The 24,762-nt window shown below is 63.9% G+C and carries 17 protein-coding genes; 9 read left to right on the forward strand and 8 right to left on the reverse strand.

Annotated elements, in window-relative coordinates:
• Positions 1-157: 157 nt before the first annotated feature.
• Positions 158-1,093: an alpha/beta hydrolase gene (locus NKJ58_RS27025; RefSeq protein ID WP_023684272.1), complete on the forward strand. Its 936-nt coding sequence runs from the start codon at positions 158-160 to the stop codon at positions 1,091-1,093.
• Positions 1,094-1,098: 5 nt separating this feature from the next.
• Here NKJ58_RS27025 and NKJ58_RS27030 read toward each other — a convergent pair whose 3' ends face one another.
• Together NKJ58_RS27030 and NKJ58_RS27035 are read right to left on the reverse strand one after the other, a co-directional pair.
• Positions 1,099-1,962, reverse strand: a complete 864-nt coding sequence (locus NKJ58_RS27030; RefSeq protein WP_023684271.1) for a hypothetical protein — start codon at positions 1,960-1,962, stop codon at positions 1,099-1,101.
• A 6-nt stretch (positions 1,963-1,968) separates the two neighbouring features.
• Positions 1,969-3,561 carry an ABC transporter substrate-binding protein gene (locus NKJ58_RS27035; protein WP_023819479.1) on the reverse strand — a complete coding sequence of 531 codons (1,593 nt, stop codon included), beginning with the start codon at positions 3,559-3,561 and terminating at the stop codon, positions 1,969-1,971.
• A 202-nt stretch (positions 3,562-3,763) separates the two neighbouring features.
• On the opposite strand from NKJ58_RS27035, the gene NKJ58_RS27040 reads away from it, so the two are divergent.
• The 5 genes from NKJ58_RS27040 (at position 3,764) to NKJ58_RS27060 (ending at position 13,914) form a co-directional block, all read left to right on the forward strand.
• A complete protein-coding gene (locus NKJ58_RS27040; protein ID WP_352854189.1) occupies positions 3,764-6,019 on the forward strand; it encodes a hypothetical protein in 2,256 nt (751 codons plus the stop codon).
• Between the two features lie 10 nt (positions 6,020-6,029).
• On the forward strand, positions 6,030-9,887 hold the full coding sequence (locus NKJ58_RS27045) for a DUF7929 domain-containing protein (RefSeq protein WP_352854192.1): 3,858 nt from the start codon (positions 6,030-6,032) through the stop codon (positions 9,885-9,887).
• 376 nt (positions 9,888-10,263) lie between these two features.
• Positions 10,264-10,941 (forward strand): ribulose-phosphate 3-epimerase, encoded by a 678-nt coding sequence (gene rpe, locus NKJ58_RS27050; protein WP_023668852.1) that lies wholly within the window; start codon positions 10,264-10,266, stop codon positions 10,939-10,941.
• A gap of 494 nt (positions 10,942-11,435) precedes the next feature.
• Positions 11,436-12,173 carry a GntR family transcriptional regulator gene (locus tag NKJ58_RS27055; protein ID WP_023668851.1) on the forward strand — a complete coding sequence of 246 codons (738 nt, stop codon included), beginning with the start codon at positions 11,436-11,438 and terminating at the stop codon, positions 12,171-12,173.
• Positions 12,174-12,402: 229 nt separating this feature from the next.
• A complete protein-coding gene (locus NKJ58_RS27060) occupies positions 12,403-13,914 on the forward strand; it encodes a malonate--CoA ligase (RefSeq protein WP_352854194.1) in 1,512 nt (503 codons plus the stop codon).
• A gap of 72 nt (positions 13,915-13,986) precedes the next feature.
• Here the strand turns inward: NKJ58_RS27060 and NKJ58_RS27065 are convergent, their stop codons facing one another.
• From NKJ58_RS27065 to NKJ58_RS27090, 6 genes are all read right to left on the reverse strand, one after another.
• Positions 13,987-16,041 carry an ABC transporter ATP-binding protein/permease gene (locus tag NKJ58_RS27065; RefSeq protein ID WP_023816378.1) on the reverse strand — a complete coding sequence of 685 codons (2,055 nt, stop codon included), beginning with the start codon at positions 16,039-16,041 and terminating at the stop codon, positions 13,987-13,989.
• Positions 16,042-16,113: 72 nt separating this feature from the next.
• Positions 16,114-17,226, reverse strand: coding sequence for an NAD(P)/FAD-dependent oxidoreductase (locus NKJ58_RS27070; RefSeq protein WP_023746600.1), 1,113 nt, complete (start codon positions 17,224-17,226; stop codon positions 16,114-16,116).
• 9 nt (positions 17,227-17,235) lie between these two features.
• Positions 17,236-18,411 carry an N-acetylglucosamine-6-phosphate deacetylase gene (gene nagA / locus NKJ58_RS27075; RefSeq protein WP_352854199.1) on the reverse strand — a complete coding sequence of 392 codons (1,176 nt, stop codon included), beginning with the start codon at positions 18,409-18,411 and terminating at the stop codon, positions 17,236-17,238.
• On the reverse strand, positions 18,408-19,439 hold the full coding sequence (locus tag NKJ58_RS27080) for an SIS domain-containing protein (protein ID WP_023684262.1): 1,032 nt from the start codon (positions 19,437-19,439) through the stop codon (positions 18,408-18,410). Before NKJ58_RS27080 ends, nagA begins: the two co-directional genes overlap by 4 nt.
• On the reverse strand, positions 19,436-20,218 hold the full coding sequence (locus tag NKJ58_RS27085; protein ID WP_023696933.1) for a GntR family transcriptional regulator: 783 nt from the start codon (positions 20,216-20,218) through the stop codon (positions 19,436-19,438). The genes NKJ58_RS27080 and NKJ58_RS27085 overlap by 4 nt, the downstream gene beginning before the upstream one ends.
• Positions 20,215-21,093 (reverse strand): glucosamine kinase nucleotide-binding domain-containing protein, encoded by an 879-nt coding sequence (locus NKJ58_RS27090; RefSeq protein WP_023702502.1) that lies wholly within the window; start codon positions 21,091-21,093, stop codon positions 20,215-20,217. The genes NKJ58_RS27085 and NKJ58_RS27090 overlap by 4 nt, the downstream gene beginning before the upstream one ends.
• Positions 21,094-21,292: 199 nt before the next feature.
• Here NKJ58_RS27090 and NKJ58_RS27095 point away from each other — a divergent pair, with 199 nt between their 5' ends.
• The 3 genes from NKJ58_RS27095 to NKJ58_RS27105 all read left to right on the forward strand — a co-directional run bounded on the left by NKJ58_RS27095 (position 21,293) and on the right by NKJ58_RS27105 (position 24,685).
• Positions 21,293-22,249, forward strand: a complete 957-nt coding sequence (locus NKJ58_RS27095; protein WP_023702501.1) for an N-acetylmuramic acid 6-phosphate etherase — start codon at positions 21,293-21,295, stop codon at positions 22,247-22,249.
• Position 22,250: 1 nt separating this feature from the next.
• On the forward strand, positions 22,251-23,510 hold the full coding sequence (locus NKJ58_RS27100; protein WP_023711281.1) for an ABC transporter substrate-binding protein: 1,260 nt from the start codon (positions 22,251-22,253) through the stop codon (positions 23,508-23,510).
• A gap of 245 nt (positions 23,511-23,755) precedes the next feature.
• Entirely contained in the window at positions 23,756-24,685 is a 930-nt protein-coding gene (locus NKJ58_RS27105) for a carbohydrate ABC transporter permease (protein WP_352518586.1), read from the forward strand.
• Positions 24,686-24,762 lie beyond the last annotated feature (77 nt).

A 24,762-nucleotide genomic window follows, 5' to 3' on the forward strand; every position in this document is an offset into this window, starting at 1 on the left:
CGCCACAGGATGCGTTCCTCGTCGGTCATCGCCGCGCGAAGCCTTTGCGCAGACTGCAGCTTGAATCGATCGAGTTTTGGCATGGAACGTCGCGCCGCCACCCCCACCCGCCGCTTCGCGGCGACCTCCCCCATCAAGGGGGAGGTAAAGGAGCTGCATGACCGACTACAAAACCCTCATCGACGCCGAGACCTGGGCCTTCATCGAGCGCACCAATTCCTATTATCCGCCGGACACGATCGACTACACCATCGCTCAACAGCGTGTGATCTATGACCGGATGTGCCGCGAGTTCTTTGCCGGCTATCCCGACGGCGTGACGGCGGAAACGACAATCATTGCGGCGCACGACATCCCGATCCGCATCTATCGCAGCGCAATCCCGAACCGGGCCGCGATCGTGCTCTACATTCATGGCGGCGGCTTCATTCTCGGCGGGCTCGACAGCCATGACGATGTCTGCGCCGAGCTATGCGCCCGGACCGGCTTCGATGTCGTCTCCGTCGACTACCGCCTGGCGCCGGAGCATCTGCACCCGGCCGCCTTCGACGATGCGCTGCACGCCTTCGAATGGGCGGCCAAAACCTACGATCAACCTGTCCTGCTCTGCGGTGACAGCGCCGGCGGCAATCTCTGCGCGGCCGTCGCCCACGCAACGCGCGGTCATGCCAAAAGACCGATCGGCCAGGTGCTGATCTATGCCGGCCTTTTCGGCGACCGTTCGAAGGGATCCTATGTGACGCATGCCGAGGCACCGATGCTGACGGTGCGCGATATCGAGTTCTACAAGCACATCCGCACCGGCGGTGTGGATCGGACCGGCGACGTCACCTTGTCGCCACTGGCCGACGCCGATTTCACCAATCTGCCGCCGACAGTGCTGATCACCGCGCAATGCGACCCGCTGTCATCCGACGGCGAGGCCTATCGCGACCGCCTTCTCGCTGCCGGCGGCCATGCCGCCTGGTTTGAGGAGCCGGGGCTGGTGCACGGCTATCTCAGGGCCAGGCACACGGTCGACCGGGCCCGCGCCTCCTTCAACCGCATCGTCGAGGCGGTCGCCGTGCTGGGCAAGGGCGACTGGATCTGGTGAGCCGCTCAGCCGCGGACAAAGGCGATCAGCGCCTCGGCCATGCGATCGTTGAACTCGCGGCGAAAGCGGTTTTTCTTCAGCCATTCAGGGTTTGAGCCGACGGTCTTGTTGGCATCCACGACAACGCCTTTGCCATCGACAATGAAATAGTCGATGGCGCCGAAGTCCAGGTTGAGCCGCTGCCGCACCGCCAGCACTTCCGGTGGCACGGCGCCGCCCACCTCATTGCTCAGGATTTTTGAGCCGGCGCACAACACATCGTCGTAGACCTGCCGCATGTTGATCTCGGCGCCGAGCAGGAACATGTAGCGGTGCTTGACGATGGGCAGGTCGAGGGTATCGAAGGCGAATTTCTCGACCATCAGGCGATTGTTACGCCATACATCCCGCGGAACCTCGCCGATCGTCTGGTAGACTTGATAGGGCGGGCACAGGCGGTCCTTGTAGCCGGGTTCAAAGAGCTTGCGGATGACATGCGCGCTCCTGGTCAGGCCGTTGCGATGCTGCCACCAGCGCTGCTCTGGCCGACCCCTGGAGTTGAGGACGGTCTTGACGACAACCGGCCCCTTGTGACTGTCGCCTGCCTCCAGCTTCAGCGTCGAATAAAGGTACCGGTGGATGGACAGCGCGCGACCATTGATGGTGCGGTCGTAGAGGTGGCCGAGCCCGCGGTACGTTGGCGGGACGACTGTCAGGTCGACATGCAGAAAGGCCGCCGGCGCCCTATCCTGGCCGGCTGGCCGGTCGAGCAGGCGCACTTTCAATCCGGCCTGTTCCAGGTAAGGCAGCAGCTGCGCGATGCTGTAGCTCCGCACCAAGCGGAAATTGCGCAGGCTCTCCACATAGACATCGAGATCGGCCGCTGACACCGAACGCTATTCCCTGATATCGACGCCCGAGAAATCATGGTGATCAAAGGGGTCCATGACATAGCCCGTCACCTGTTCGCGCATCGGCATCGAGACCACGGAGTGGGCGATAGCGACCCACGGCATCTGCTCCCTGAAGATCGCTTGCGCCTGCGAATAGAGTTTTGCGCGGGCAGCGGGATCGACGATCCCGGCTGCCTGCTTGAGCAGATCGTCGAAGGCCGGAAAACACCAGTTGGCACGATTGGTGGTGCCGACGCCGGCACAGCCAAGCGGCACCGACAGGAAGTTGTCGGGGTCGCCATTGTCGCCGGTGAAGCCGAACAGCATGGCGCCGTCGCGGTCGCGTGACTTCGAGCGGGCAAGGTATTCAGTCCACTCATACGTCACGACTTCCACGTTGACACCGATCTTTGCCAGGTCGGACTGGATCATTTCGGCCATACGCTGCGCATTCGGGTTATACGGACGCTGCACCGGCATCGCCCAGATCTTCATGTGCAGGTCTTTTACGCCGGCATCGGCGAGCCCCTGCCTGGCGGCAGCGGGGTCGAAGACATGATCGGGGCTCGTCTTGTCATAGGCCCAGGAGGTTGGCGGCAGCGGATTGCGTGCGACTTCGCCGGTGCCGCGGAATACGACGTCGACCAGCGCCTGCGTGTCGATGGCAATGGCGATCGCCTTCCTCACCCTTGGATCGTCGAAGGGCTTCTGCAAGGTGTTGAAGGCGAGGTATCCCGTATTGAGGCCCTCCTGCCGCATGACCTTGATGCCGGGTGTCGCCTTGATCGCCTCCAGGTCGGCCGGATTTGGATAGGGCATGAGATCGCATTCGCCGGCGCGCAGCTTTTCCATGCGAATGCTGGCATCGGTGGCAATGGCGAAGACGAGATCGTCGATCTTCGGCTTGCCGCGCCAGTAGTCCGGATTGGCCTTGTAGCGGATGACTGCATCCTGCTGGTAGTCGACAAGCTGGAATGGACCCGTCCCGACCGGCTTCAGCGCCAGGTCGAGCAGCCGCTTCTCGGCGACGAGCTTGTCGGCATATTCCTTGGAAACGAGCGAAGCGAAATCCATCGCCAGGTCGGCAAGCATCGGCGAATGCGGCGCCTTCAGCGTCATCACCACAGTATGGTCGTCAAGCTTGCGCCAACCGGCGACAAGATCCGGCATGCCGATGCCGTCGAAGTAAATGTACTGGCGTTTGGCGTAATTGTTGAACGGGTTCTGCGCGTTGGCCTGCCGGTCGAAGGTAAACAGCACATCATCGGCGTTGAAGTCGCGGCTCGGCGTAAAACCCTCGACGCTGTGGAACTTCACGCCGTGCCGCAGGTGGAATGTGTAGGTGAGGCCGTCGTCGGAAATCTCCCAGCTTTCGGCAAGGCCGGGGCGCACCTTGGTGGTGCCGGGATCGAACTCGACCATGCGGTTGTAGAGAGCGGTGGCCGAGGCGTCGCGGGATCCGGAGGCGAGTGCGGGATCGAACGTATCGGGGCTAACCTCGGTGCAGTAGACCAAGGTCTTGGCTACGGATTGATGGACCGGCAACGCACATGGAAAAAGCGCCGCCAGCAAGAGAACGAAGTGCCTGCGTGTCATGATCCCCCCAGGGTTGGGAAGACGCTAGCAGAAGCCGGCACTGACGGTAAGTAAGCCGGCCGGTCTTTCGCGCGCCAAGACTGTTTTCCACCTTGAGTTGACACAAGGAATTGGCCGCGCCTATGTGAAATGGCGGACAGACCCGGCCGCCGTTTTGCATGAACCTTTCCGCTTCAGCCTGCGACTGACGACCAGGCGCCGCATGGTGCGGGCCGGAAAGGATGCCCCCATGACCAGGACCCCAGAGGCTCCACGGTCTCCGGGACCAACGCAAGCTCAGCGCGACCACCGCCTTCGGGATGGAGTCGATGCGCTGGGCTTTCGGCTGATTCCGTTGACCCTGCGCAGGAGCAGGCGTATCGTGAAGATGAGGAAAGCAGACAATTCGATCAGGGACGAACGTGCCGGAACGCCGCGCCTTGCCCTGTTTCGCGCGGCCGGACCGGATGTTCCTCCCGAAAACTTCGGGGGGAGTTTTATGTCCTGCGATCGCGGCGCGTCCATGTCGTCTCCAAGCGGCGGTTTGCGCCGTTCGCTCCATCTGGCCGGCGGTTTGCTTGCCCTGGCGCTGAGCGCCACGCTCTGGTTGGACACAGCCGCCCAAGCGCAGGAAACCCAGATCATCTATCCCGGCTCGATGGCGGTCACTGGATTTTCCGGCACCGTCATTCCCAATTTCGACTCTGCCGATTCCGAAAGGGGGGGGCTGCCGCCCGGCGTCGACCCGGTCGACGAAACCTTCATCGACACGACGCGCGCCACCTTGCGCGTCTTCGACGTTTCGGCGCTCGGCGGACCGGCTTCCGGCCAGCTCGTCTACACGCCGCCGCCTTTCGAGGTGACGGCCGAACAGATCGGCCAGGTATTCGCCATCACCTATGATGACGGTGTGCGCGACGGCGTTCCCTCGGGCGTCCCCAACCTCTATGCCGGCGCTACCTCGCTGCACGGCATCCGTATCGTCACCCCGGACGAAGATGCCGACGGTCGGCCCGAGCGACAGCGCCGCGGAACCGCAGGCGCCGTCTTCATGGACGGCCAGTTCGGCACCGAAAGCGGTGGCGGTCCGGGCACGATCTGGAAGATCGACGGCATCACCGGCGCGGTCTCCAAATTCGCCGACATTGACACCAACAGCGGTTCCGGCATCGGCGACATCAGCTTCGACAGCAATCACCGCGAGTTCTTCGCCAGCGACCTCGACACGGGCTTCATCCACCGCTTCGACGCCAACGGCACGCTGATCGACACATTCGATCACGGCGTTGCCGGGCGGCCGGCGCATGGGCTGGCTCCCGTCGCCGATGACGGTGCGGTGATGGACATACAGGGTGCTGCCTTCGACTCGGAAGACCCCGACACATGGGGCTACACGCAGGACGAACGCCGCGTCTGGTCCGTCGCCTATCATGGCGGCCGGCTCTATTATTCGGTCGGCGAAAAGGCCGAGATCTGGTCGGTTGGCATTGCCCGCGATGGCAGCTTTGCCGGTGATCCGCGCTGGGAGCTGACGGTCAAGGCCGACAAGGACTACGCCGTCACCGACATCGCCTTCGACAACCAGGGCTTCATGTATCTGGCGCAGCGCGGCCCGGTCGAGAATCGCTACGATTACAGCCAGTTCGCCGATTCCGGCAAGGGCGAGGTCATCCGCTACTGGCGCGAAAACCCGGACGATCCGGCGACGGAATCGGTCTGGGTGGAAGAGCCGCAGGAATATGCAGTCGGCTTCCCGCAAGGCAACCGGCAGTCGGCCGGTGGGCTCGACCTGCAATATGGCTATGACGCCGACGGCAATCTCGACACCGGCGTGTGCACCGACACGCTGGTCAACACCGGCGACAAGCTGCGCGACAACCTGACACTTGCCGACCAGCTCGCCGCCGGCGGGCCGCTTGCCGTGCACGGCGTGCAGATCACGCCGACGCCGTTGGTCAAGCCGGCCAACGTGCCGCCTTTCGGCTCGTGGTTCGTCGACTTCGACGGCTATTTCGAAGACCCAGAAGTGGAAGGCCATGTCGGCGACGTCGAGGTCTGGCACCCCTGCGACGGCCGTGCCGGCTATTATGAAGAGATCCCAGGCGGTTATCTGCCGCCGTTCTATCCGCCGGGCTTCCCACCGCCCGGCGATCTGCCTCCGTGCATCGATGTCGAGGATGTTCAGTTCTACTGCACGCCTCGCGGCCTCCAGGCCGACCTCTATCTCCATGACCATGCCGGCTTTGGCGGCGATTCGATCAAGGTCCAGTCCATGACACCAGGCGTCGGGGTGACATCACCCCAGTCGCATGCTCCCGGTAAGCCTTACACGGTCGACATCACCGGCCATTCTCCGGGCGACAGAGTCGATGTTGGACTTTGCTTCTACAGGCAGTCCGACAAGGACAAGGGTGGCTACTACCCTTGCTGCAAGATGACTTTGCCGCTCAGAACCCCAGCCGTCAGCTGCGAACGTTGAGGAGGGGAAGATGAAAAATCTCGCACTTTGCCCGACCACGAACAGCAGTCAATCCAACGTCATGGAGACCATCATGAAACCCCTGTCATATGCCAGGCGCGGCGCGCGCTGGCTGATGGCGGCCGGTATCGCGGTCGCCATGTTCACCCCTGTGGCAAGCCACGCCGAAGATGCAGTCCCGATCACTCCGGAACTGCGGCTCGACCTCGACAATTCAAAAATCGTCAATCCGAGGCCGGAACGGATCGTGCCGTTCTTCACCAAAACAGGCACACAGAGGAGCTGCGACTACGTCGTCTACTCCCTGAGCTTTGGCCTGCGCGGCGACTCGCAAGGCTTTGCCGACCCAAGCTTTTCGGCCAGGCTGAAGAAACTCCAACTCGACTTCAAGGATCAGCTTCCGCACGGTCTTGCGATCGTCAACGTCAACGTGTCCGGCGACGGCACGGATGCGTCTGGCGGACCGCTGCCGGGTGCGACAATCAGCACCTCGGCTAATCCGAACGATACGGCAACGGTTTCCGATTTCCGGATTTCCACCACCGATCTCGACGGCGCTGGGGCTGGCAATGAACGCGTCATCAATTTCAAGATCACCGCCAAGATCGACCATGCGGCGTTTCCTTCGCCGACCATCGTCGACAACCAGGGCATGATCAAGGTGACGCCGGGCGTCGGCACGGGCGCCATCATCCCGTCGCAGGATCCGGGCAAGCCCGACGACGGCGACTACAAGACCGGGGCCAAGACCTCGATCAAGATCGACCTCACCAACTGTGACAAGCGGCCTCCGCCTCCCGACCGGGAATGTTTCAAGGTGGAGCGCGGCACGGTCGATTGCGTGCAAGGCGGCGGCGCGTTCATCTACCACATGCCTGTCGGCCCGGAGATGGGCGGCAAATGGGTGCAGGTATCGACGACGACCCCAGGCATCACCATCATCCCCGACACGCAATTGGTGCCGGCGGGCGGCGGTGTGCTGAACTGGAAGATCGTCGGTGCGTCGCCCGGCGACGTCATCCACCTCATCGTCACCGGCATCGAGACCTATGCCGGCCCGAAGGAGGGCTGGGGACTATGCTGCACGCAGACCATCGACATCGTCATCCCGCGTGACTTGAGATGTCCGCCCAAGGACAAGGAACCGGACCTCAAGGTCGAGAAACGCGCCGACGTGACGCGTTGCACGATGGGCGGCGGCTGCGACTTCACCATCAAGGTCACCAATGTCGGCGACGGGCCGTATCACGGCAAGATCGTGCTCGACGAGGTGACGCTGCCGGCCGGCTCGACTCTGGATTCAGGGCCCAATCCGCCCTGGGTATGCATGCCCGGCGTGACCCCGATGACGTGCACCTATCCGGTGACCACGCTCAATCCGGGGGCCTCCATCAACCTCAAGCTCGGCTTCAAGCCGGCGGGTGGTTGGCAAGGCAGCGCGCTGCGCAACTGCGCCACCTATAACTACGGCGCCAGCGGCAAGCCGCTGTTCGGCAGCCAGCAGAACGATCGCGGCTGTGCCTCGATCCCGATCTGCCGGCGTGGCGACCGCGACCGCGATTGCCGGCCCCCGGTCGACAAGAAGGTCGACCTGATCCTGAAGAAGCGTGCCCGCATCCCGGTCTGCACGCCCGACGGCATCTGCTACTTCGTGATCGACATCATCAACAATGGCAGCGTCCCCTATAATGGGCCGCTGACGGTTATCGACAATTACCCGGGCGGCGCGCCGGCCTCTTCGACCTTCGGCCCGTCTCCGCCCTGGACATGCGGACCGAACGGTCCCGGCCAGTTCCGCTGCGACAATGCAGGCATCGTGCTGATGCCGGGCGCCTCGACGCCGATCGTCGTCAAGGGGGTCATGCCGGCCGGCTACCAGTCGGATTCGGTCGAGAACTGCGCGGCGCTGAAGCCCGTCCCCGGTGAGGTCGACCTCACCAACAACAAGGCCTGCGCCAAGGAACGCTTCCGTCATCCCAATGGCGGCAAGCCGACCCTACGCATCACCAAGGTCTGCAATGGCTCGCTCGCCGGTGCGGCGGTGGTTTCCTGCCGCATCACCGTCATCAGCCTTGGCACCTCTGCCCCCACCGGTCCGGTGCGGGTCAACGATGCTGCCACGCTGATATCGGGTGGCGCGCCGGTCCAGATCCAGACCGTCACACCCGACGGTGCGGAATGGGCCTGCGGAGCGGTTCCGGCCAATGCGCTGTCATGCCAGATACCCGGCGCCGCGATGACGCCCGGAACCTCCAGGCACTTCGACGTGACGGTCTTGGCCAATGGCGCGTTCGAGAACTGCGCACGCGGCTCATACGGCCCGGCCCCTGGAGACGATATCGTCTACCCGATCGGCCATGCCTGCGCCAAGGGCGGCGGCACGTCCACCATTAGCGTCAAGAAGACCGGCGATGCCGAGTGCCAGCCGGGGCAACCCTGCTCGTTCGAGATCACCATCACCAATGATGGCCAGACCGCCTTCTCCGGTCCGGTCCGCATCGGCGATGCGATCGGGGTGGACGGGCTGGGGCGGCTGCAAGGCGTCGCGATCACCTCGATCGAACCGCCCTTTGGCTGCTCGCCCGAACCGACGACCTTGCCGTTGACCTGCATTGCCAACCTGACGCTCGGCGCCGGGGAAAGCCATGTGCACAAGGTCACCGTGGTCCTTCCCGACGCTCCCCTGGTCAATCTGCGGGGCAACGTCAGCGGCCAGAACTGCGTCGGCGTCTTGTCTCCCGACACCAGGGTGCAAGGCGGCGGCGACGTACTGCCCGGCGACCTGACCAACGTCCAGGGCGATCGCGGCAAGGCCTATGCCTGCCATCCGTTCACCATCAAGCGCGAGGTGAAGAAGGAATGCTCGCCAGGCTTCGTCATGAACGATGCCGGCCGGTGCGTGTGTCCGGAAGGCACGACGTTCCGCAACGGCCAGTGCTCGCCCGACGGCGGCGTCATCATCCAGCCGAAGGATCCGAGGCCCTGCGTGCTGCTCAAGGGCCAGATCCGCACCGAGGATGGACGCTGTGTCTGCCCGCGCGGAACCGAGCTTGAGAACGGCGCTTGCGTCAAGACCGACAAGCCTGGCTGCACCATCCCCGGTTCGGTCCCGACGTCGGACGGCAATGGCTGCTACTGCCCGGAAGGTACGCATCTCGACCGACAGGCAAATGCCTGCGTGCGCGACAAGCAGAAGCCCGAGCAGTGCGGCATACGCGGCCAGGTTCATGACGCCGATGGCGATTGTGTCTGCCCGCGTGGGACAGAGGTGCGCAATGGAGCCTGCCGGCCGATCCGGCCAAAGCCTGAACAATGCTCGATCCGTGGTCAGATCCAAAACGCCAATGGCGATTGCGTCTGCCCGGACGGCACAGAAGTCAGGGGCAAGGTCTGCCGGCCGATCCGGCCGAAGCCCGAGCAGTGCTCGATCCGCGGCCAGGTCCACGACGCCAACGGCAATTGTGTCTGCCCGCGGGGTACCGAGGTGCAAGGCAATGCCTGCCGGCAGAAGAAGCCTGTGCTGGAACAGTGCGACATACGCGGCCAGGTGCACAACAAGCGCGGCGAGTGTGTTTGCCCGCGCGGCACCCAGGTGATCGACGGCGCATGCCGCAAGCCGAGGCCGCAGGTGGGAGACTGCGCCCCGGGCTCGCAGATGGTCGGCGGCCAGTGCGTGCCGATCATCAAGCGGCGCTGCCCCGAAGGCACGGTTGGTCGGTTCCCGAACTGCAGGGCGATCCGGCAGCAGCCGTCGCTCGATCCGACTCTGTTGCTCAATCCAGGTGTCCTTCAGCAGTTCATACCGAAGCGCACGCCGCAGACGCAGGTACAGCCGCAAAGGGATCCGGCGGCCAACTTCAAGCCATAGGATCTGATACGAGTCAAAATTCAGAACCCCGCCGGAGCGATTCGGCGGGTTTTTTTCGTCAGCGCGATCGGGGTCCGCCGCATCTCGTCGTTGAATTGCCGGTGCAATCTTCCTCGGACACCAGCAAGCCGCTGTCGCCCGACGGTCCCTCGATAAAGCCGTCCAGCGACGTCAGCATGGAAGAGACGGTCTTTCCCGTCTGAGCTCTCCTTTCTGTTTTCGCCAATTGGGCCATAACCGGAAGCGAGGCCGAGCAGGTAAGGCATCAGCCGGGCCGCTCCTAGCACAACAAATACCGACTTTCCCTTTTCGGGATCATGGTCTAGGCAGACGTTTGGATCGCGCCCGCAAACAGGGCGCCCAAAGGGGCCGCATCATGAGCAGGAAGACCCTGATCGCGCCATCGGTGCTGGCGTCGGATTTCTCGAAGCTCGGCGACGAGGTCGAGGCGGTGACGGCGGCCGGCGCCGACTGGATCCATCTCGACGTGATGGACGGGCATTTCGTGCCCAACATCACCTTCGGCCCGCCGGTGATCAAGGCCATCCGCAACCGCACCAAGGCCTTTTTCGACTGCCATTTGATGATTGCGCCGGCCGATCCTTATCTGGCCGCCTTTGCCGATGCCGGCTGCGACGGCATGACCGTGCATGCCGAGGCCGGACCGCATCTCGACCGCTCGCTTCAGACCATCAAGGGTCTCGGCAAGAAGGCCGGCGTATCGCTCAATCCGGCGACGCCGGAAAGTGCGATCGAATATGTGCTCGACCGGCTCGACCTGATCCTGATCATGACCGTCAATCCGGGCTTTGGCGGCCAGGCCTTCATCCCGGCCATGGTCGACAAGGTCAAGCGGGTGAAAGCGCTGATCGGCAACCGGCCGATTCGCATCGAGATCGACGGCGGCGTGTCGCCGGAAACCGCCCCCCTGGTCACATCAGCCGGCGCCGATGTGCTGGTGGCAGGCGCCGCCATCTTCAAGGGCGGCAGCGTCGAAGCCTACCGGGCCAATATAGAAGCCATCCGAACCGCGGCCGACCGGGCTGCCGGCTGACATCAGTTCCAGGGCAAGTTCCCGGCTGGTCGGTTCTCCTCGGCCTGATCTCCCTGCCTGATCCTTCGATCTCCCAAAAAGCCGTCAACGGGTGGCAGCCGCAAGGGCATCGCGGCAAGCGACAGGATCGCGGCATCCGGCACTAGTTTTGGCCCATAAATCTAGTGGATAACTGCCGAAGGGATCTGCATGCGGGGAGAGGTCAATCCGGCGGCATGACGCGCGTTAAGAAAAAATTATCCGTATTCGGGATCTCGAAGCTGTTTCTCGAGGGCACCTGCCATGCTGGCAGACAAACTTTCTTCAGAAGAACAAGTTTTTCACGATTTTAGTTACTTCCGGCGGATAAGATGCGGTCAACCTTCCTCTTTAAGTCGAATATCGTGATCTTTCGCTTGAGGGGCGGATGCCTTAGGAGTTACAGTAAATTTACAGGGGAAATCGTTTGCTTCGCGAACGGGCTAGCGGAGCATGGGAGAGCTACAGGAGTCATATTGACCTACGGATCTGCCGATGTGAGCGAAGGCGCGGGACCCAAGAGCACACTCGCTAGTACGGTCTATCAACAGCTTCGCGACGATCTCCTGCGCGGCGTGTTTGAAAGTGAAAGCAAGCTTCGTGTCGAATGGGTGGTTTCCCGTTACGGCGCCGGCGCCTCACCGGTTCGCGAGGCCCTCAACCGACTTGCTTCGGAAGGCCTGCTCGGCCGCCACGACCAGCGCGGTTTCTTCATCATGCCGGTCAGTGCCCCGGAACTCGAGGAATTGACGCGCACTCGCTGCTGGCTGGAAGAGCGGGCGCTGCGTGAATCCATTGCCAACCGCACCGGCGAATGGGAAGAGCAGCTCGTGCTGGCCTTGCATCGCCTGGCGCGTGCCCCGCGCCGCTTGCCGGAGGATCCGTCCTCGAACAATCCGGAATGGGAAAAGCTGCACCGCGCCTTCCATCGGGCACTGATCGCAGGCTGCCGCTCGCATTGGCTGACCGGCTTTTGCGACCAGCTTTCGGATCAGGCCTCCCGTTACCGGCTGATCTCCCAGGACGGCAGCGAGCGCGACGAAATCAGTGAACATCGGCTGATTGCGGAGCGCACGGTGGATGGCGATGCCGATGGCGCCGTTGAAGCCCTCCTCAGCCACTACCGTCTGACGGCAGCCATGTGCATGGAGCGCTTCAACGACAGCGGCGATCCACGCGTGAGCGCCACCAAGGCGCTGCGCAGCCGCAGATAGAAGCGCTTCCGGTCCGCTATCCAAAATCCGCCCGCTATCCAAAATCGCCCGTTATCCAAGTCCGCTTGCCTCCATCTGATCGGCGGCAAACCCGATTTCACGTTTTTGCCGGACGGAGGCGAAATCGTTTCCTTTGTTCCAAGGCCATCCGGCTTTAAATCAAAGGGATAGAGCATGATGTCCTCCGAAACCGCTTCACACTTTTCGGCACCATCTCTAGGAAATGCGCATGACCAATCACCTGCTCGACGCGTTCCGCGGCCGGATTTCAGCCTCCAAGCGCATCCTGATGTCGACCGATGACGGACGCGCGATCGCCTATGGCGACACGCTGGCGCAATCGGCACAGCTGGCACATGCGCTGAGGCATTTCGGCCTCGAGCCGGGCGACCGCGTTGCCGTACAGGTCGAAAAAAGCCCCGAATGCATTTTCCTTTACCTAGCCTGCCTGCGCGCCGGCGCGGTCTTCCTGCCGCTCAACACCGCCTACACGCTGGCCGAACTCGGCTATTTCTTCGGTGATGCCGAGCCGCGGCTGGTCGTCTGCGACCCGGCCCGCGCCGGCGCTATCGAGCCGTTGGCGCACGCGTCGGGTGCTGCCACCTTCACGCTTGGCAGCAATGGTGAGGGCTCGCTGACCGAACTGGCGGCACAACAGCCCACGGATTTCGACGCCGTGGCGCGCGGGCCGAACGATCTGGCCGCAATCCTTTACACATCGGGCACCACCGGACGCTCCAAGGGCGCCATGCTCAGCCACGAAAACCTGGCCTCCAATGCGCGCGTGCTGGTCGAGCAATGGCGTTTCACCGGGGATGACGTGCTGATTCATGCCCTGCCGATCTTCCACACGCACGGCCTGTTCGTCGCCACCAACGTCACCCTGATGGCCGGCGCCTCGATGCTGTTCGAGCAGAAATTCGACGCCGGCCGCATCGTCTCGCTCTTGCCCCGCGCGACAGTGCTGATGGGGGTGCCGACCTTCTATACCAGGCTCCTGCAGCAGGACGGGCTGGATGCCCAGGCGGCGAAGAACATCCGCCTGTTCGTTTCCGGCTCGGCGCCGCTGCTCGCCGAAACGCACAACGCCTGGCGCGAGCGCACCGGCCACGCCATTCTCGAGCGCTACGGCATGACCGAGACCAACATGAACACGTCGAACCCCTATGAGGGCGAGCGTCGGGCCGGCACGGTCGGCTTCCCGCTGCCCGGCGTTTCGCTGCGCATCGCCGACCCTGACAGCGGCGATGCGCTTGGCCAGGGTGAAGTCGGCATGATCGAGGTCAAAGGTCCGAATGTCTTTTCCGGCTATTGGCGCATGCCGGAAAAAACCAAGGCGGAGTTTCGCAAGGACGGCTTCTTCATCACCGGCGACCTCGGCATCATCGACGCGGACGGCTACGTCCACATCGTCGGCCGCGGCAAGGATCTCATTATCTCCGGCGGCTACAACATCTATCCCAAGGAGATCGAGAGCGAGATCGACGCCGTTGCCGGCGTCTTGGAAAGTGCCGTCATCGGAATTGCCCATCCCGATTTCGGCGAAGGCGTCACCGCTGTCGTGGTGCGGGCGCCGGCATCGCAGATCACCGGGGCCGAGATCGTTGGCGCCATTGCCGGCCAGCTGGCCAAATACAAGCACCCGAAGCAGGTGATCTTCGTCGATGAGCTGCCGCGCAACACGATGGGCAAGGTGCAGAAGAACCTGCTGCGCGAGACCTACAAGGGTCTCTACGGCTAATCCATAGCCGGCTAATGTCTTTGCCCAAGCGCTTCGCCTGGACATCTGTTCGCGGTTCGGCAGTGGCGCCTTTTACCTGCGCGGCTTTTTCACCCGAGTGCTGGAACCCCACAAAGCGCGGTTCAGCAGGCTGCGTTTGCGCTTGCGCGGGATGAGGTCGACGTCGCTGACGAGCTTGGCGCCGCCCTCGCGCCGCTCCAGGGTGATCTTGCGGCTGTGGAAGGCTTCGAGCTCCGCACGATGCGCCACGCTGATGATGGTGACGTCAGGCAGTTCGCGGATCACCGTCAACATCATCGTGTCCTGGCTCTTCTCGTCGAGCGCCGAAGTCGCTTCATCCAGCACCACGATATCGGGGCGATGCAGCAGCAGGCGCGCGAAGGCGAGGCGTTGCTTTTCGCCGCCCGACAGCGTCTGGTCCCATGGCGCCTCTTCCTTGATCCTGCCGGTGAGATAGCCAAGCCCCACCTTGTCGAGGGCAGCCTTGATTTGCTTGATGGTCCACTTGTCCGCCGCCGCGGGATAGGCGACCGCGCGGCGAAGCGTTCCGGAAGGGATGTAGGGGCGTTGCGGCAGCATGAACAGGCGCCTGTCGGTGTGGAAATTGACGCTGCCGCCGCCCCATGGCCACAGGCCCGCGACGGCCCGCACCAGCGTCGACTTGCCTGAACCGGATTCGCCTGAAACCAGCACCCGCTCGCCCGGCTCGATCACGACCTCGGTTTCCTTGACCACGGAGGTGCCGTCGTCGAGTGTCACGGAAAGATTGTCGAGGCTGAGGATGGCGCCGTCTTCGGCTTCGCCTCGGTTGATGCGTCCGAGCGCATCGCTCTGCTCGGCGCGCTCGAGCCCGTCTAGCGACATCATCAGCGAGGCAATGCGCCGCGCGGAGGCGTTCCAGTCGGCAAGGCGCGGATAGTTGTCGACCAGCCAGCCGAACGCGCCTTGCACGATGCCAAAGGCAGACGCCGCCTGCATCACCTCGCCAAGCGTCATCGAGCCTTCGAGGAATTTTGGCGCGCACAAAAGGATCGGCACGACCGGCGCAAACAGGCTCGATCCCTGCGACACCGCCGCCGTGCGCATGTGCTGTCCGGTCAGCAGAGCCCATTGCCTCAGCACGTGGCCGAAATTTCTGTCGATGCCGCTGCGCTCCTCGTCCTCGCCTCCCAGCAAGGCGATGCTCTCGCCGTTTTCGCGCACGCGCGTCAGCGTGTAGCGCAGTTCGGCCTCCGCCTGGTTCTTCCGCTCGGAGAGCTGGACGAAATCGCGGCCGATGACCACCATCGAGGTCGAGGTGATGGCGGCATAGATGATCGCGGTGATGACCAGAAAGCCGGGAATGGTGATGCTCTCACGGCCGATCGGCAGGGTGAGCGCGCCGCCGATGGTCCACAGCACGACGATAAAGGTCGAGGCCGACAGGAACGCGTTGAGGACGCCGGCGGTGAAATCGACCGGCGACTCGGTGGCGATGCGCAGATCCTCGGTCATGCGGGCCTCGGGGTTCTGGTGGTCGCCGCCCACGAGGTTCAGCTGGTAGTAGCGGCCGTTTGCCAGCCAGCGCGCGACGACCCCGGTGGTCAGCCAGGAACGCCAGCGGCGCTGGATCGTCATGCGCAGGTAGACCTGCGCGACGACAAGGCTGCCGCTGCAGATCACCAGCGGCACGAATACGGCGCTGAGGAGATAGACCGTGCGGGCGTTGCGCTGCTCGAGGGCATCGAACATCGAGCGGTTCCAGACGTTGATGCCATACTGGAAACCGATGTTGATGCAGATCAGCAGCAGCACTCCGATCGTCAAAGGCCAGGCGAGCTTGTCGCCATGCCTCCCCCAATAGCCGCGCCCGCTGATCCAGAAACGCCGCAGCAGATATTTCTTGCGCGCCTGCTCGGCCTGCTCCGGCGTCAGCTTGGGATCGGGTTCGACGGCATCCGGCGGCGGCGCAGCCTCGCCAACGGGCTCGGACGCGGCTTCGGCGGCCGATGCTTTTTTCTCGCGCGGCGTGCCCTCGCGCGGTCCATCTCCGCGCGTTTGCCGTGACGGCTTTTCCCGACGCGACTTCGTGGCATCGCGCGCTTCGATGCCGTCGGCCGGTTTCGATTTGGGTTTTGCCTCGGACATATGCCCCGACAACGACCTCCATATCAAAAGGTTTCATGGTATGCGCCTGCCCGACGTTTCAGGAAACGCCCGTCATTGCTGATATAAAAGCCCAACGACATGTTCTGCGATGGCGAGGCTGGCGGTAAGGCCAGGGCTCTCGATGCCGAACAGATTCACGATCTGACCGCCCCCGTGGTCAGCCGGTCCCCGGATGACGAAGTCGGCGGCCGGCTGGCCTGGACCGGACAGTTTCGGCCTGACGCCGGCATAGGCCGGTTGCAGGGCGCCGTCCGCCAGGCCGGACCAGTAGCGCCTGATTTCGTCGTAGAAGGCATCGCCTCGTGCGGGATCGACGGTATAGTCGACGCGATCGATCCATTCGACATCCGGGCCAAAGCGCGCGCTCCCCGACATGTCGAGGGTCAGATGCACGCCGAGGCCGCCATGGACTGGCACCGGATAGATCAGCCGCGAAAAGGGCGAGCGACCGGAAAGCGCGAAATAATTGCCGCGCGCCAGCCACAGCGGCGGAACACGGTCTTGCGGGAGGCCTTCGATGCGGCCGGCGAGCGCCTGCGCGTCGAGGCCGGCGGCGTTGATGAAGGCGCCGGTCTTCAAGGTGAAACCCTCGCCATCGGCGTCGCGCGTGTCGATCCGGATGCCGTCGGCTTCGATGCTCGCGCCTGAGACAACGGTGAGCAAGGCGAAAGATGCGCCGGCCGCTTCCGCGTCTCCACGCAATGACAGCATCAGCGCCTGGCTGTCGACGATGCCGGTCGACGGCGACAGCAGCGCGCCGGCGCAGCTCAGCGCCGGTTCCAGGCTTTCGGCCTCTGCGCGCGTCAAAAGCTTGAGGTCACCGACTCCGCATTGCGCCGCGTTGATCTGGATCGCCTGCAGTTTGTCCAACTGGTCGGGTTCGACGGCAACGATCAGTTTGCCGGTGCGATGATGGGCGACGTCGTGCTCGCGGCAATAGGCATAGAGACGCTCGCGGCCGTTGACGCAGAGACGGGCCTTCAGGCTGCCCGGCGTATAATGAAGCCCGGCATGGATGACTTCCGAATTGCGCGAACTGGTGCCCGTGCCGATGGCTGCGGCCTTCTCGACCACCAGCACCTCGCGGCCCGACAGCGCCAGCGCGCGGGCAATGGCGAGGCCGACAACACCGGCTCCGGCGACAACGCAGTCGACATCATGCATGGGTGGACTTTAGCGCGGACTGTCCGCGCCTGCAAAAACCTTGTCGCCGCCGATCCAGACGCCGTTGACGTCGAGGGCGTCCGACAGAGCGACGATATCGGCAGCCGTGCCATTGGCGAAGCGGCCGAGCCGGTGGGCCTGGCCGACCGCCTGCGCCGGATAGAGCGAGGCCATGCGCAACGCTTCCGACAGGTCCAGCCCGACGATCCTGTGCATGTAGCGGACGGCCGAGATCATATCGAGATCGGCGCCGGCCAGCGTGCCGTCGGCCAGCCTCAGGCTGCCATCCTTGCGATAGATGATGCGGCCGTTAAGGGTGAACGACGTCATGTCGGTGCCGATCGTCGCCATGGCGTCGGTGACCAGCACGATCCTGCCCGGCCCCTGCTTGGCGCGCAGCGCGATTGCCATGGTGGCGGGATCGACATGGATGCCGTCGGCGATGATCCCGGCCGACAGACTGCCTATGTCGATGGCCGCACCCGCCAGCCCCGGCTCACGGTTGCCGATCTGGCTCATGGCGTTGAACAGATGTGTGACCACGCTGGCGCCGGCATCGGCAAAGGCTCTGGCCGTGGCGTAGCCGGTGTCGGAATGGCCGAGGCTGACAATCACACCGGCCTTGGCCAAGGCCGCAACGCGGGCAGGCTCGACGGATTCAGGCGCTATCGTCGTCAGCAGCACCGGCAGGTTTTGGCGTGCCGCGACCAGCGCCGCTTCATCCGCATCCGTCATCGGCCGGATCAGCGCCGGTTCATGCGCGCCCTTGCGAGCGACGGAGAGATGCGGCCCTTCGAGATGCAGGCCGAGAAATCCCGGCAGTTTTTGCCGTGCCGCCCCGGTGCCGGCGGCAATGGCCGCGGCGGTGATGTCAGGCGTATCTGTGATCAGCGTCGGCAGCAGTGCGGTCGTGCCGAACGGCGCATGCGCCCGGCAGATTGTTGCCAGCGAGGCGACATCGGGATGGTCGTTGAGCATGACGCCGCCGCCGCCATTGACCTGCAGGTCGACAAAACCCGGCACCAGCATGCCGCCCCCGGCGTCGATGCGGGCAACGCCCGACGGAATGGCGCCGACGGGATGAATGCCTTCGACCACATCGCCGTGCACGACAAGGGCGGCGTTGTCATGCCAGTCGTCGCCATCGAAAATTCGGGCGCCAGTCAGGGCAAAACGGTCGCTCATACGGTTTCCGTCACCTTGCGCAGATTGCGCGGTACATCCGGATCGAGGCCGCGATGGCGGGCGAAGGCTTCGACGAAGCCGTAGAAGGAGACGATCAGCGTCAGCGGGTCAGTCAAGGGATGACCGGTGGCGACATGCGGCAGCCGCGCCGCGCTCTTGGCTTTGTCCGAGGTTACAAAAACTGCTGCACCCTTGCCGGCAAGGTTGTCGGCAGCCTCTGCCACGGACGGCTCGGAGGCATCGCGGGCGGCGAGCGCCAGCACCGGGAAGCCTGGCCCGACCAGGGCCAGCGGGCCGTGCATGACTTCGGCGGCGCTATAGGCCTCTGCATGCATGCCGCAGGTCTCCTTGAATTTCAGCGCCGCCTCGTTGGCCATCGCCGCCGACGGGCCACGTCCCAGGATGAACAGCGATTGCGGCGTCTCCAATGCGCCGGCCAGCGCCATCCAGTCGCAGGCGATCGCCTTGCTGAAATGCTCGGGCAGGCGGGCAAGGGCGGCCAGCAGTCTGTCGTCGCCGGTGCAATGCGCCATCAGCGCCAGGCCGGCGACCGCCGAATTGACGAATGTCTTGGTCGCCGCGACGCTGCGCTCGGGGCCGGCCAGAATGTCGATGGCAAAATCCGAAGCCCGCGCCAGCGGCGAATCGGCGGTGTTGGTGATGGCGACGGTGAGCGCACCGCCGGCTCGTGCCGTCTCGGCCATGGCGACGATATCAGGGCTTTTGCCGGATTGCGAGATGGCGAGGCAAGCCGAACCGGCGAGCTTGAGCTTGGCGCCGTAGATCGAGGCGACCGATGGGCCGACCGAAGCGACGGCCAGGCCGGCGGTCAGTTCGACGGCATATTTCATGAAGGTGGCGGCATGGTCGGACGAACCGCGCGCGACGGTAACGACGAAGCTCGGATCGCGCTCGCGAATGCCGCGTCCGGCCTCGGTCAGCACCGCCGCCGAGCCATCGAGCAGGCGAGCGACGGCTTGCGGAATTTCGTCGATCTCGCGCCGCATATGGGTGGTCTTGGGGATCATGGTCGGCCCTCTTCGCTCGGCCCTGTCAGGCGCAATTCGGCGACGAAATCATAGGCATCGCCGCGGTAGATGGAGCGGGTGAACTCGATCACCTTGCCGCTCGCGAGATAGGAAATGCGTTCGATGTGCAGGCCGGCAATGCCGGATGGCACTTCGAGCAGACGCGCATCGGCGTCGCCGAGATTGGCGGCCGATATGCGCTGCACCGCCCGCACCGGCCGGTTACCGGTCAGTTGCAGCGCCGCATAGAGTGACGAGCCTATCCCGGCCGGATCCGGCAGCACGCTGGCCGACAACGAGGCGCGCTCGATGGCCAGCGGCGTGTCGTTTGCGATGCGCAGGCGCGCCACGCGCGCCACCAGCTCGTTCGACGACAGGCCGAGCACCATCATCTCGTCGGGCGAGGGCGGGTAGAGGTCGCGATCGAGCCAGGCTGAACGCACCGCCATGCCGCGCCTTGCCATGTCCTCGGTAAATGAAGTGAGCCTGGAGAGCGACTGCTCGACGCGCTCCATGCGCGGCGCGACGAAGGTGCCGGAGCCGTGGCGCTGCACGAGGATGCCGCCCTTGACCAGATCCTGCACCGCCTTGCGCACGGTGACGCGCGAAATGTCGGCCTTGGTGGCGATGTCGCGCTCGGAAGGCAGCGCATCGCCCGGCCCGATCAGGCCGCGATTGACGGCGTCCTCGATGCTTTTCCTGAGCTGCAGATAGAGCGGGGCGCCGCTCTGCGACGACTGCTTCAGCGTGGCGAAGATCTGGTCGGCGGCGTCGCTCATCGCGTCGCCTCCGCTTTGGCGAAGATGCGGGCCGCCATCTGCACGGCGCCGCCCAGCGCATCGTCGAGCGGCGCTTTCACCAGCGCCTGGTAGCGCTGGGAAAGGCGCGGCCCATAGAGCGGCGCCAGCCCGCCGAGCAGGCAGAGCGGGGCGTCATCAGAGAGGTCGAGCGCGTGGAGCGACTCCTCGACATCGGCAACCGACTTGTCCACGATCCAGTTGGCGACGCTGTCGCCCTTCTCGGCATGCTCGAAAACCTTGGGCGCGAAGCCGCCGAAATCGCCGGGCTTGGCATTGGTGGTGAACTCGACCACGTCTTCGGGATTGTTGCGGAAAATGCCCATCATGCTGTCGGTCAGGACTGAGCGCGGCCGGACGCCGTCATGGGCGAGCAGCGTCTGCTCCAGCAGGTCGCGGCCGATCCGGGCGCCGCTGCCTTGATCACCGACCTGAAAGCCCCAGCCGCCGATGGCGCGCGACGTGCCGCCCTTGCGCGCCATATAGGCGGTGCCGGTGCCGAGGATGGCCATGGCGCCGTCACCAGAGCCGACTGCCCCTTCGAGCGCGATCTCGGCGTCCGTCTCGACGCGGCTGATGCTGAACGGCAGGATTGCTTCAAGCTGCTGGCGGTAGGTGCCGACATTGGCGCCGGCAAGGCCGAGAATGGCTGGTGTCTGCGGGATCAGGTCCGGATCTTGCCCGGCGGCGATGAAGGCCTGACGAGCAGCCTCGACGATGTGGGTGCGAGCGCCGGTGAGATCGGTGCGGATGTTGGCGGCGCCGCTTTTGGCACGGCCAATGACAACGCCATCGCCTGTCGCAAGGGCTGCCCTGCAGCTGGTGCCGCCGCCGTCGATACCGAGCACGAATTTCACGCGATGTCTCCTCCGGGCGGATAATACCAATAAAATACCAATAGCCAAGGGATTAATTTCCGTTTCAAAAAGATTAAGGCGTATCAGGTTGAAAAACCCGGGAATTTTGCCGGCTCAACGATTTCCAGTTCGCAATTTCGTTAATGCGTGTGGACAAGTGGTATTTTTTTGGTATTGTTCTTCCATCGGAGGGACAGGGATGACCGAACCGCGCACCGAAGCGCTTCACAGCAATGCCGAGGGACTGGACATCCAGGCCCCGGACGCCATCCTTTCTTCTTTGGTCAATGCGCAGATCGAGGCCGCCAAGGCTGTGCGCGACGCCATTCCCGCCATCGCCGCCGCAGCCGAAATCATCGCCGAGCGGCTGAACGGCGGCGGCAAGCTCGCCTATGCTGCGGCCGGCAGCTCCGGCCTGATGGCGCTGGCCGACGCGCTGGAGTTGCCCGGCACCTTCGGCATCAAGCGCGAACGCATCGCCATCCTCATCGCCGGTGGCGACGACGCTTTCAAGACCCTGGCCGGCGGACCGGAAGACGACACCGACGAAGCCTCGACGGCAATTGCCGGCGCCGGCATCGGCAAGGGCGACTGCCTGATCACGATTTCGGCCAGCGGCTCGACGCCCTATGCGGTGCAGGCGCTGAAGGATGCGCGCAGCCGGGGCGCGGCAACCATCGCCATTGCCAACAACAAGGACACGCCCCTGCTCAGGCTGGCCGACGTCGCCATCCTGCTCGAGACGCCACCGGAGGTGATTGCCGGCTCGACGCGCATGGGCGCCGGCACTGCCCAGAAGATCGCGCTCAACATGCTGTCGACGCTTACCGCCATTCATCTCGGCCATGTCCATGACGGCTACATGGTCAATCTCACCGCCGACAACATCAAGCTGCGCGACCGCGCGGCTCGCATCGTCGCCGCTATCAGCGGCCGCGACCGGCAAGACGCCGTGCGGCTGCTCGAAGCGAGCGGCGGCGTCGTCAAGACAGCCATTCTGCTCGCCGCCGGCGCTGCCAACGCCGTTGCGGCCGAGAAGATACTGGAAGGGACCGGCCAGAAGCTGCGGCCGGCCCTTTCCGCGATCGAGGGGAACAAGGGCGCGAAGGCCCCTGTTCTCAAAACCGAACCTGAAAAAGGTCAACAGGGAGACTAGCATGACAACGAAATTACTGACGGCACTGCTTCTCGGCACCAGCATTCTCGGCACCGCCGGGTTGGCTCACGCCGATGACGTAACGCTCAATATCGAAAGCTGGCGCGGCGACGACCTTGCCATCTGGAAGGACAAGCTGATCCCGGCTTTTGAGGCCAAGAACCCGGGCATCAAAGTGGTGTTCGCACCGTCGGCGCCGACCGAGTATGACGCCGCACTCGGCGCCAAGCTCGCCGCCGGCTCGGCTGGCGACCTGATCACCTGCCGCCCGTTCGACAAATCGCTCGAACTGTTCAAGAAGGGCAACCTTGCCGATCTGTCTTCGCTGCCCGGCATGGAGAACTTCTCACCGGTCGCCAAGGCCGCCTGGCAGACCGACGACGGCAAGGCGAGCTTCTGCGTGCCGATGGCCTCGGTCATTCACGGCTTCATCTACAACAAGGACGCCTTCGACAAGCTCGGCCTCAAGGTGCCGACGACGCGTGACGAGTTCTTCGCCGCGCTCGACAAGATCAAGGCCGACGGCACCTACATCCCGATGGCCATGGGCACCAAGGACCTATGGGAAGCCGCGACCATGGGCTATCAGAACATCGGTCCGAACTACTGGAAGGGCGAAGAGGGCCGCGCAGCGCTGATCAAGGGCGACCAGAAGCTGACCGACAAGGACTGGGTTGCTCCCTATGAGGAACTGGCCAAGTGGAAGCCTTATCTCGGCGACGGCTTCGAGGCCCAGACCTATCCGGACAGCCAGAACCTGTTCACGCTTGGCCGCGCCGCCATCTACCCGGCGGGATCGTGGGAGATCGGCCTGTTCAACACCCAGGCGCAGTTCAAGATGGGCGCCTTCCCGCCGCCGGTCGAGAAGGCCGGCGACACCTGCTACATCTCCGACCATACCGATATCGGCATGGGCCTGAATGCGGCGTCGAAGAATGCCGACGCGGCCAAGACCTTCCTGTCCTGGGTCGCCTCGCCGGACTTCGCCACCATCTACGCCAACGCACTGCCGGGCTTCTTCAGCCTGAATTCCACCCCGGTGAAGATGGAAGACCCGCTGGCGCAGGAATTCGTCTCCTGGCGCGACAAGTGCAAGTCGACGATCCGCTCGACCTACCAGATCCTGTCGCGCGGCACGCCGAACCTCGAGAACGAAACCTGGGTTGAATCGGCCAACGTCATCAATGGCACCGACACGCCGGAAGCTGCCGCCAAGAAGCTGCAGGACGGCCTCGACAGCTGGTACAAGCCGGGCAAGTAAGAGCTCAGACAACAGACAGGGCCCCAAGTGGACGGCCCTGCGTTTTTCGACAGCATCATCGACTGCGAACGACGGCGCCGCCCCTCATCCGCCTGCCGGCACCTTCTCCCCGTATAGTGACGGGGAGAAGGATCAGCCGAAACGCAGGCGCCCCCTCTCCCCGTCCTTCACGGGGAGAGCGTGAGGGTGAGGGGCAGCGCTGCCGTCGAAGGCATTGCTAAACCTGATCGGCGGGGACCGCACTCATGGCCGCACAAACACGACCGAAACGACCGTTCCGCTGGCATATCGGCGTCTTCCTGGCGCCGGCGCTGTTGGTCTATACGGCGATCATGATCCTGCCGCTGGCCGGCACCTTGCAGCTGTCGCTGTTCCGCAACGTCGAGCAGCATCAGGTGTTCGTCGGTTTCACCAACTTCCGTACGTTGTTCGGCGACCCCAACTGGTCGGTGGGTTTCTGGAACGCGCTGAGGAACAACACCTGGTTCTTCATCATCCACATGGTGGTGCAGAACCCGATCGGCGTGCTTCTGGCCGCACTTCTTTCCAGCCCGAGGCTGAGGTTCGCCGCCTTCTACCGCACCGCGATCTTCGTGCCGACCATCCTGTCCTTCGTCATCGTCGGCTTCGCCTGGAAACTGATCCTGTCGCCGTTATGGGGCGTGGCGCCGCATCTGATGGATCTGGTCGGCCTGAAAAGCCTGTTCACGCCGTGGCTGGGCAAGGAACGATATGCCCTGACCGCGCTCAGCCTGATCTCGGTGTGGCAGTTCGTCGGCATTCCGATGATGCTGATCTATGCGGCGCTGCTGTCGATCCCCGAAGAGGTGATCGAGGCGGCCGAGTGTGACGGCATCACCGGCATGTCGCAGTTCTGGAAGATCAAGCTGCCGCTGATCCTGCCCTCGATCGGCATCATCTCGATCCTGACCTTCGTCGGCAATTTCAACGCCTTCGACCTGATCTACACCGCGCAAGGGGCGCTGGCCGGCCCGAACTATTCGACCGATATTCTGGGCACTTTCCTCTACCGCGCCTTCTTCGGCTTCCAGCTGCAGACCGGCGATCCCAATATGGGTGCGGCGATCGCCACGATGATGTTCCTGATCATCCTCGGCGGCGTCTGCGTCTACCTCTTCTTCGTCCAGACGCGCCTGCGTCGCTACCAGTTCTGAGAGGCAGACATGTTACGGCTAAACACCCCCCTCTGCCTTGCCAGGCATCTCCCCCTCAAGGGGGGAGATCAGATGTC

This window comes from Mesorhizobium sp. M0139, assembly GCF_040322455.1.
Lineage (GTDB): Bacteria > Pseudomonadota > Alphaproteobacteria > Rhizobiales > Rhizobiaceae > Mesorhizobium.

What these genes read in the sequence shown, in the direction of transcription:
- NKJ58_RS27100 (WP_023711281.1), top strand. Translation starts at nt 22,251, where the DNA reads ATGACAACGAAATTACTGACGGCACTGCTTCTCGGCACCAGCATTCTC.
- NKJ58_RS27080 (WP_023684262.1), bottom strand. Translation starts at nt 19,439, where the DNA reads ATGATCCCCAAGACCACCCATATGCGGCGCGAGATCGACGAAATTCCG.
- NKJ58_RS27085 (WP_023696933.1), bottom strand. Translation starts at nt 20,218, where the DNA reads ATGAGCGACGCCGCCGACCAGATCTTCGCCACGCTGAAGCAGTCGTCG.
- NKJ58_RS27065 (WP_023816378.1), bottom strand. Translation starts at nt 16,041, where the DNA reads ATGTCCGAGGCAAAACCCAAATCGAAACCGGCCGACGGCATCGAAGCG.
- NKJ58_RS27025 (WP_023684272.1), top strand. Translation starts at nt 158, where the DNA reads ATGACCGACTACAAAACCCTCATCGACGCCGAGACCTGGGCCTTCATC.
- NKJ58_RS27035 (WP_023819479.1), bottom strand. Translation starts at nt 3,561, where the DNA reads ATGACACGCAGGCACTTCGTTCTCTTGCTGGCGGCGCTTTTTCCATGT.
- rpe (WP_023668852.1), top strand. Translation starts at nt 10,264, where the DNA reads ATGAGCAGGAAGACCCTGATCGCGCCATCGGTGCTGGCGTCGGATTTC.
- NKJ58_RS27105 (WP_352518586.1), top strand. Translation starts at nt 23,756, where the DNA reads ATGGCCGCACAAACACGACCGAAACGACCGTTCCGCTGGCATATCGGC.
- NKJ58_RS27040 (WP_352854189.1), top strand. Translation starts at nt 3,764, where the DNA reads ATGGTGCGGGCCGGAAAGGATGCCCCCATGACCAGGACCCCAGAGGCT.
- NKJ58_RS27070 (WP_023746600.1), bottom strand. Translation starts at nt 17,226, where the DNA reads ATGCATGATGTCGACTGCGTTGTCGCCGGAGCCGGTGTTGTCGGCCTC.
- NKJ58_RS27095 (WP_023702501.1), top strand. Translation starts at nt 21,293, where the DNA reads ATGACCGAACCGCGCACCGAAGCGCTTCACAGCAATGCCGAGGGACTG.
- nagA (WP_352854199.1), bottom strand. Translation starts at nt 18,411, where the DNA reads ATGAGCGACCGTTTTGCCCTGACTGGCGCCCGAATTTTCGATGGCGAC.
- NKJ58_RS27045 (WP_352854192.1), top strand. Translation starts at nt 6,030, where the DNA reads ATGAAAAATCTCGCACTTTGCCCGACCACGAACAGCAGTCAATCCAAC.
- NKJ58_RS27060 (WP_352854194.1), top strand. Translation starts at nt 12,403, where the DNA reads ATGACCAATCACCTGCTCGACGCGTTCCGCGGCCGGATTTCAGCCTCC.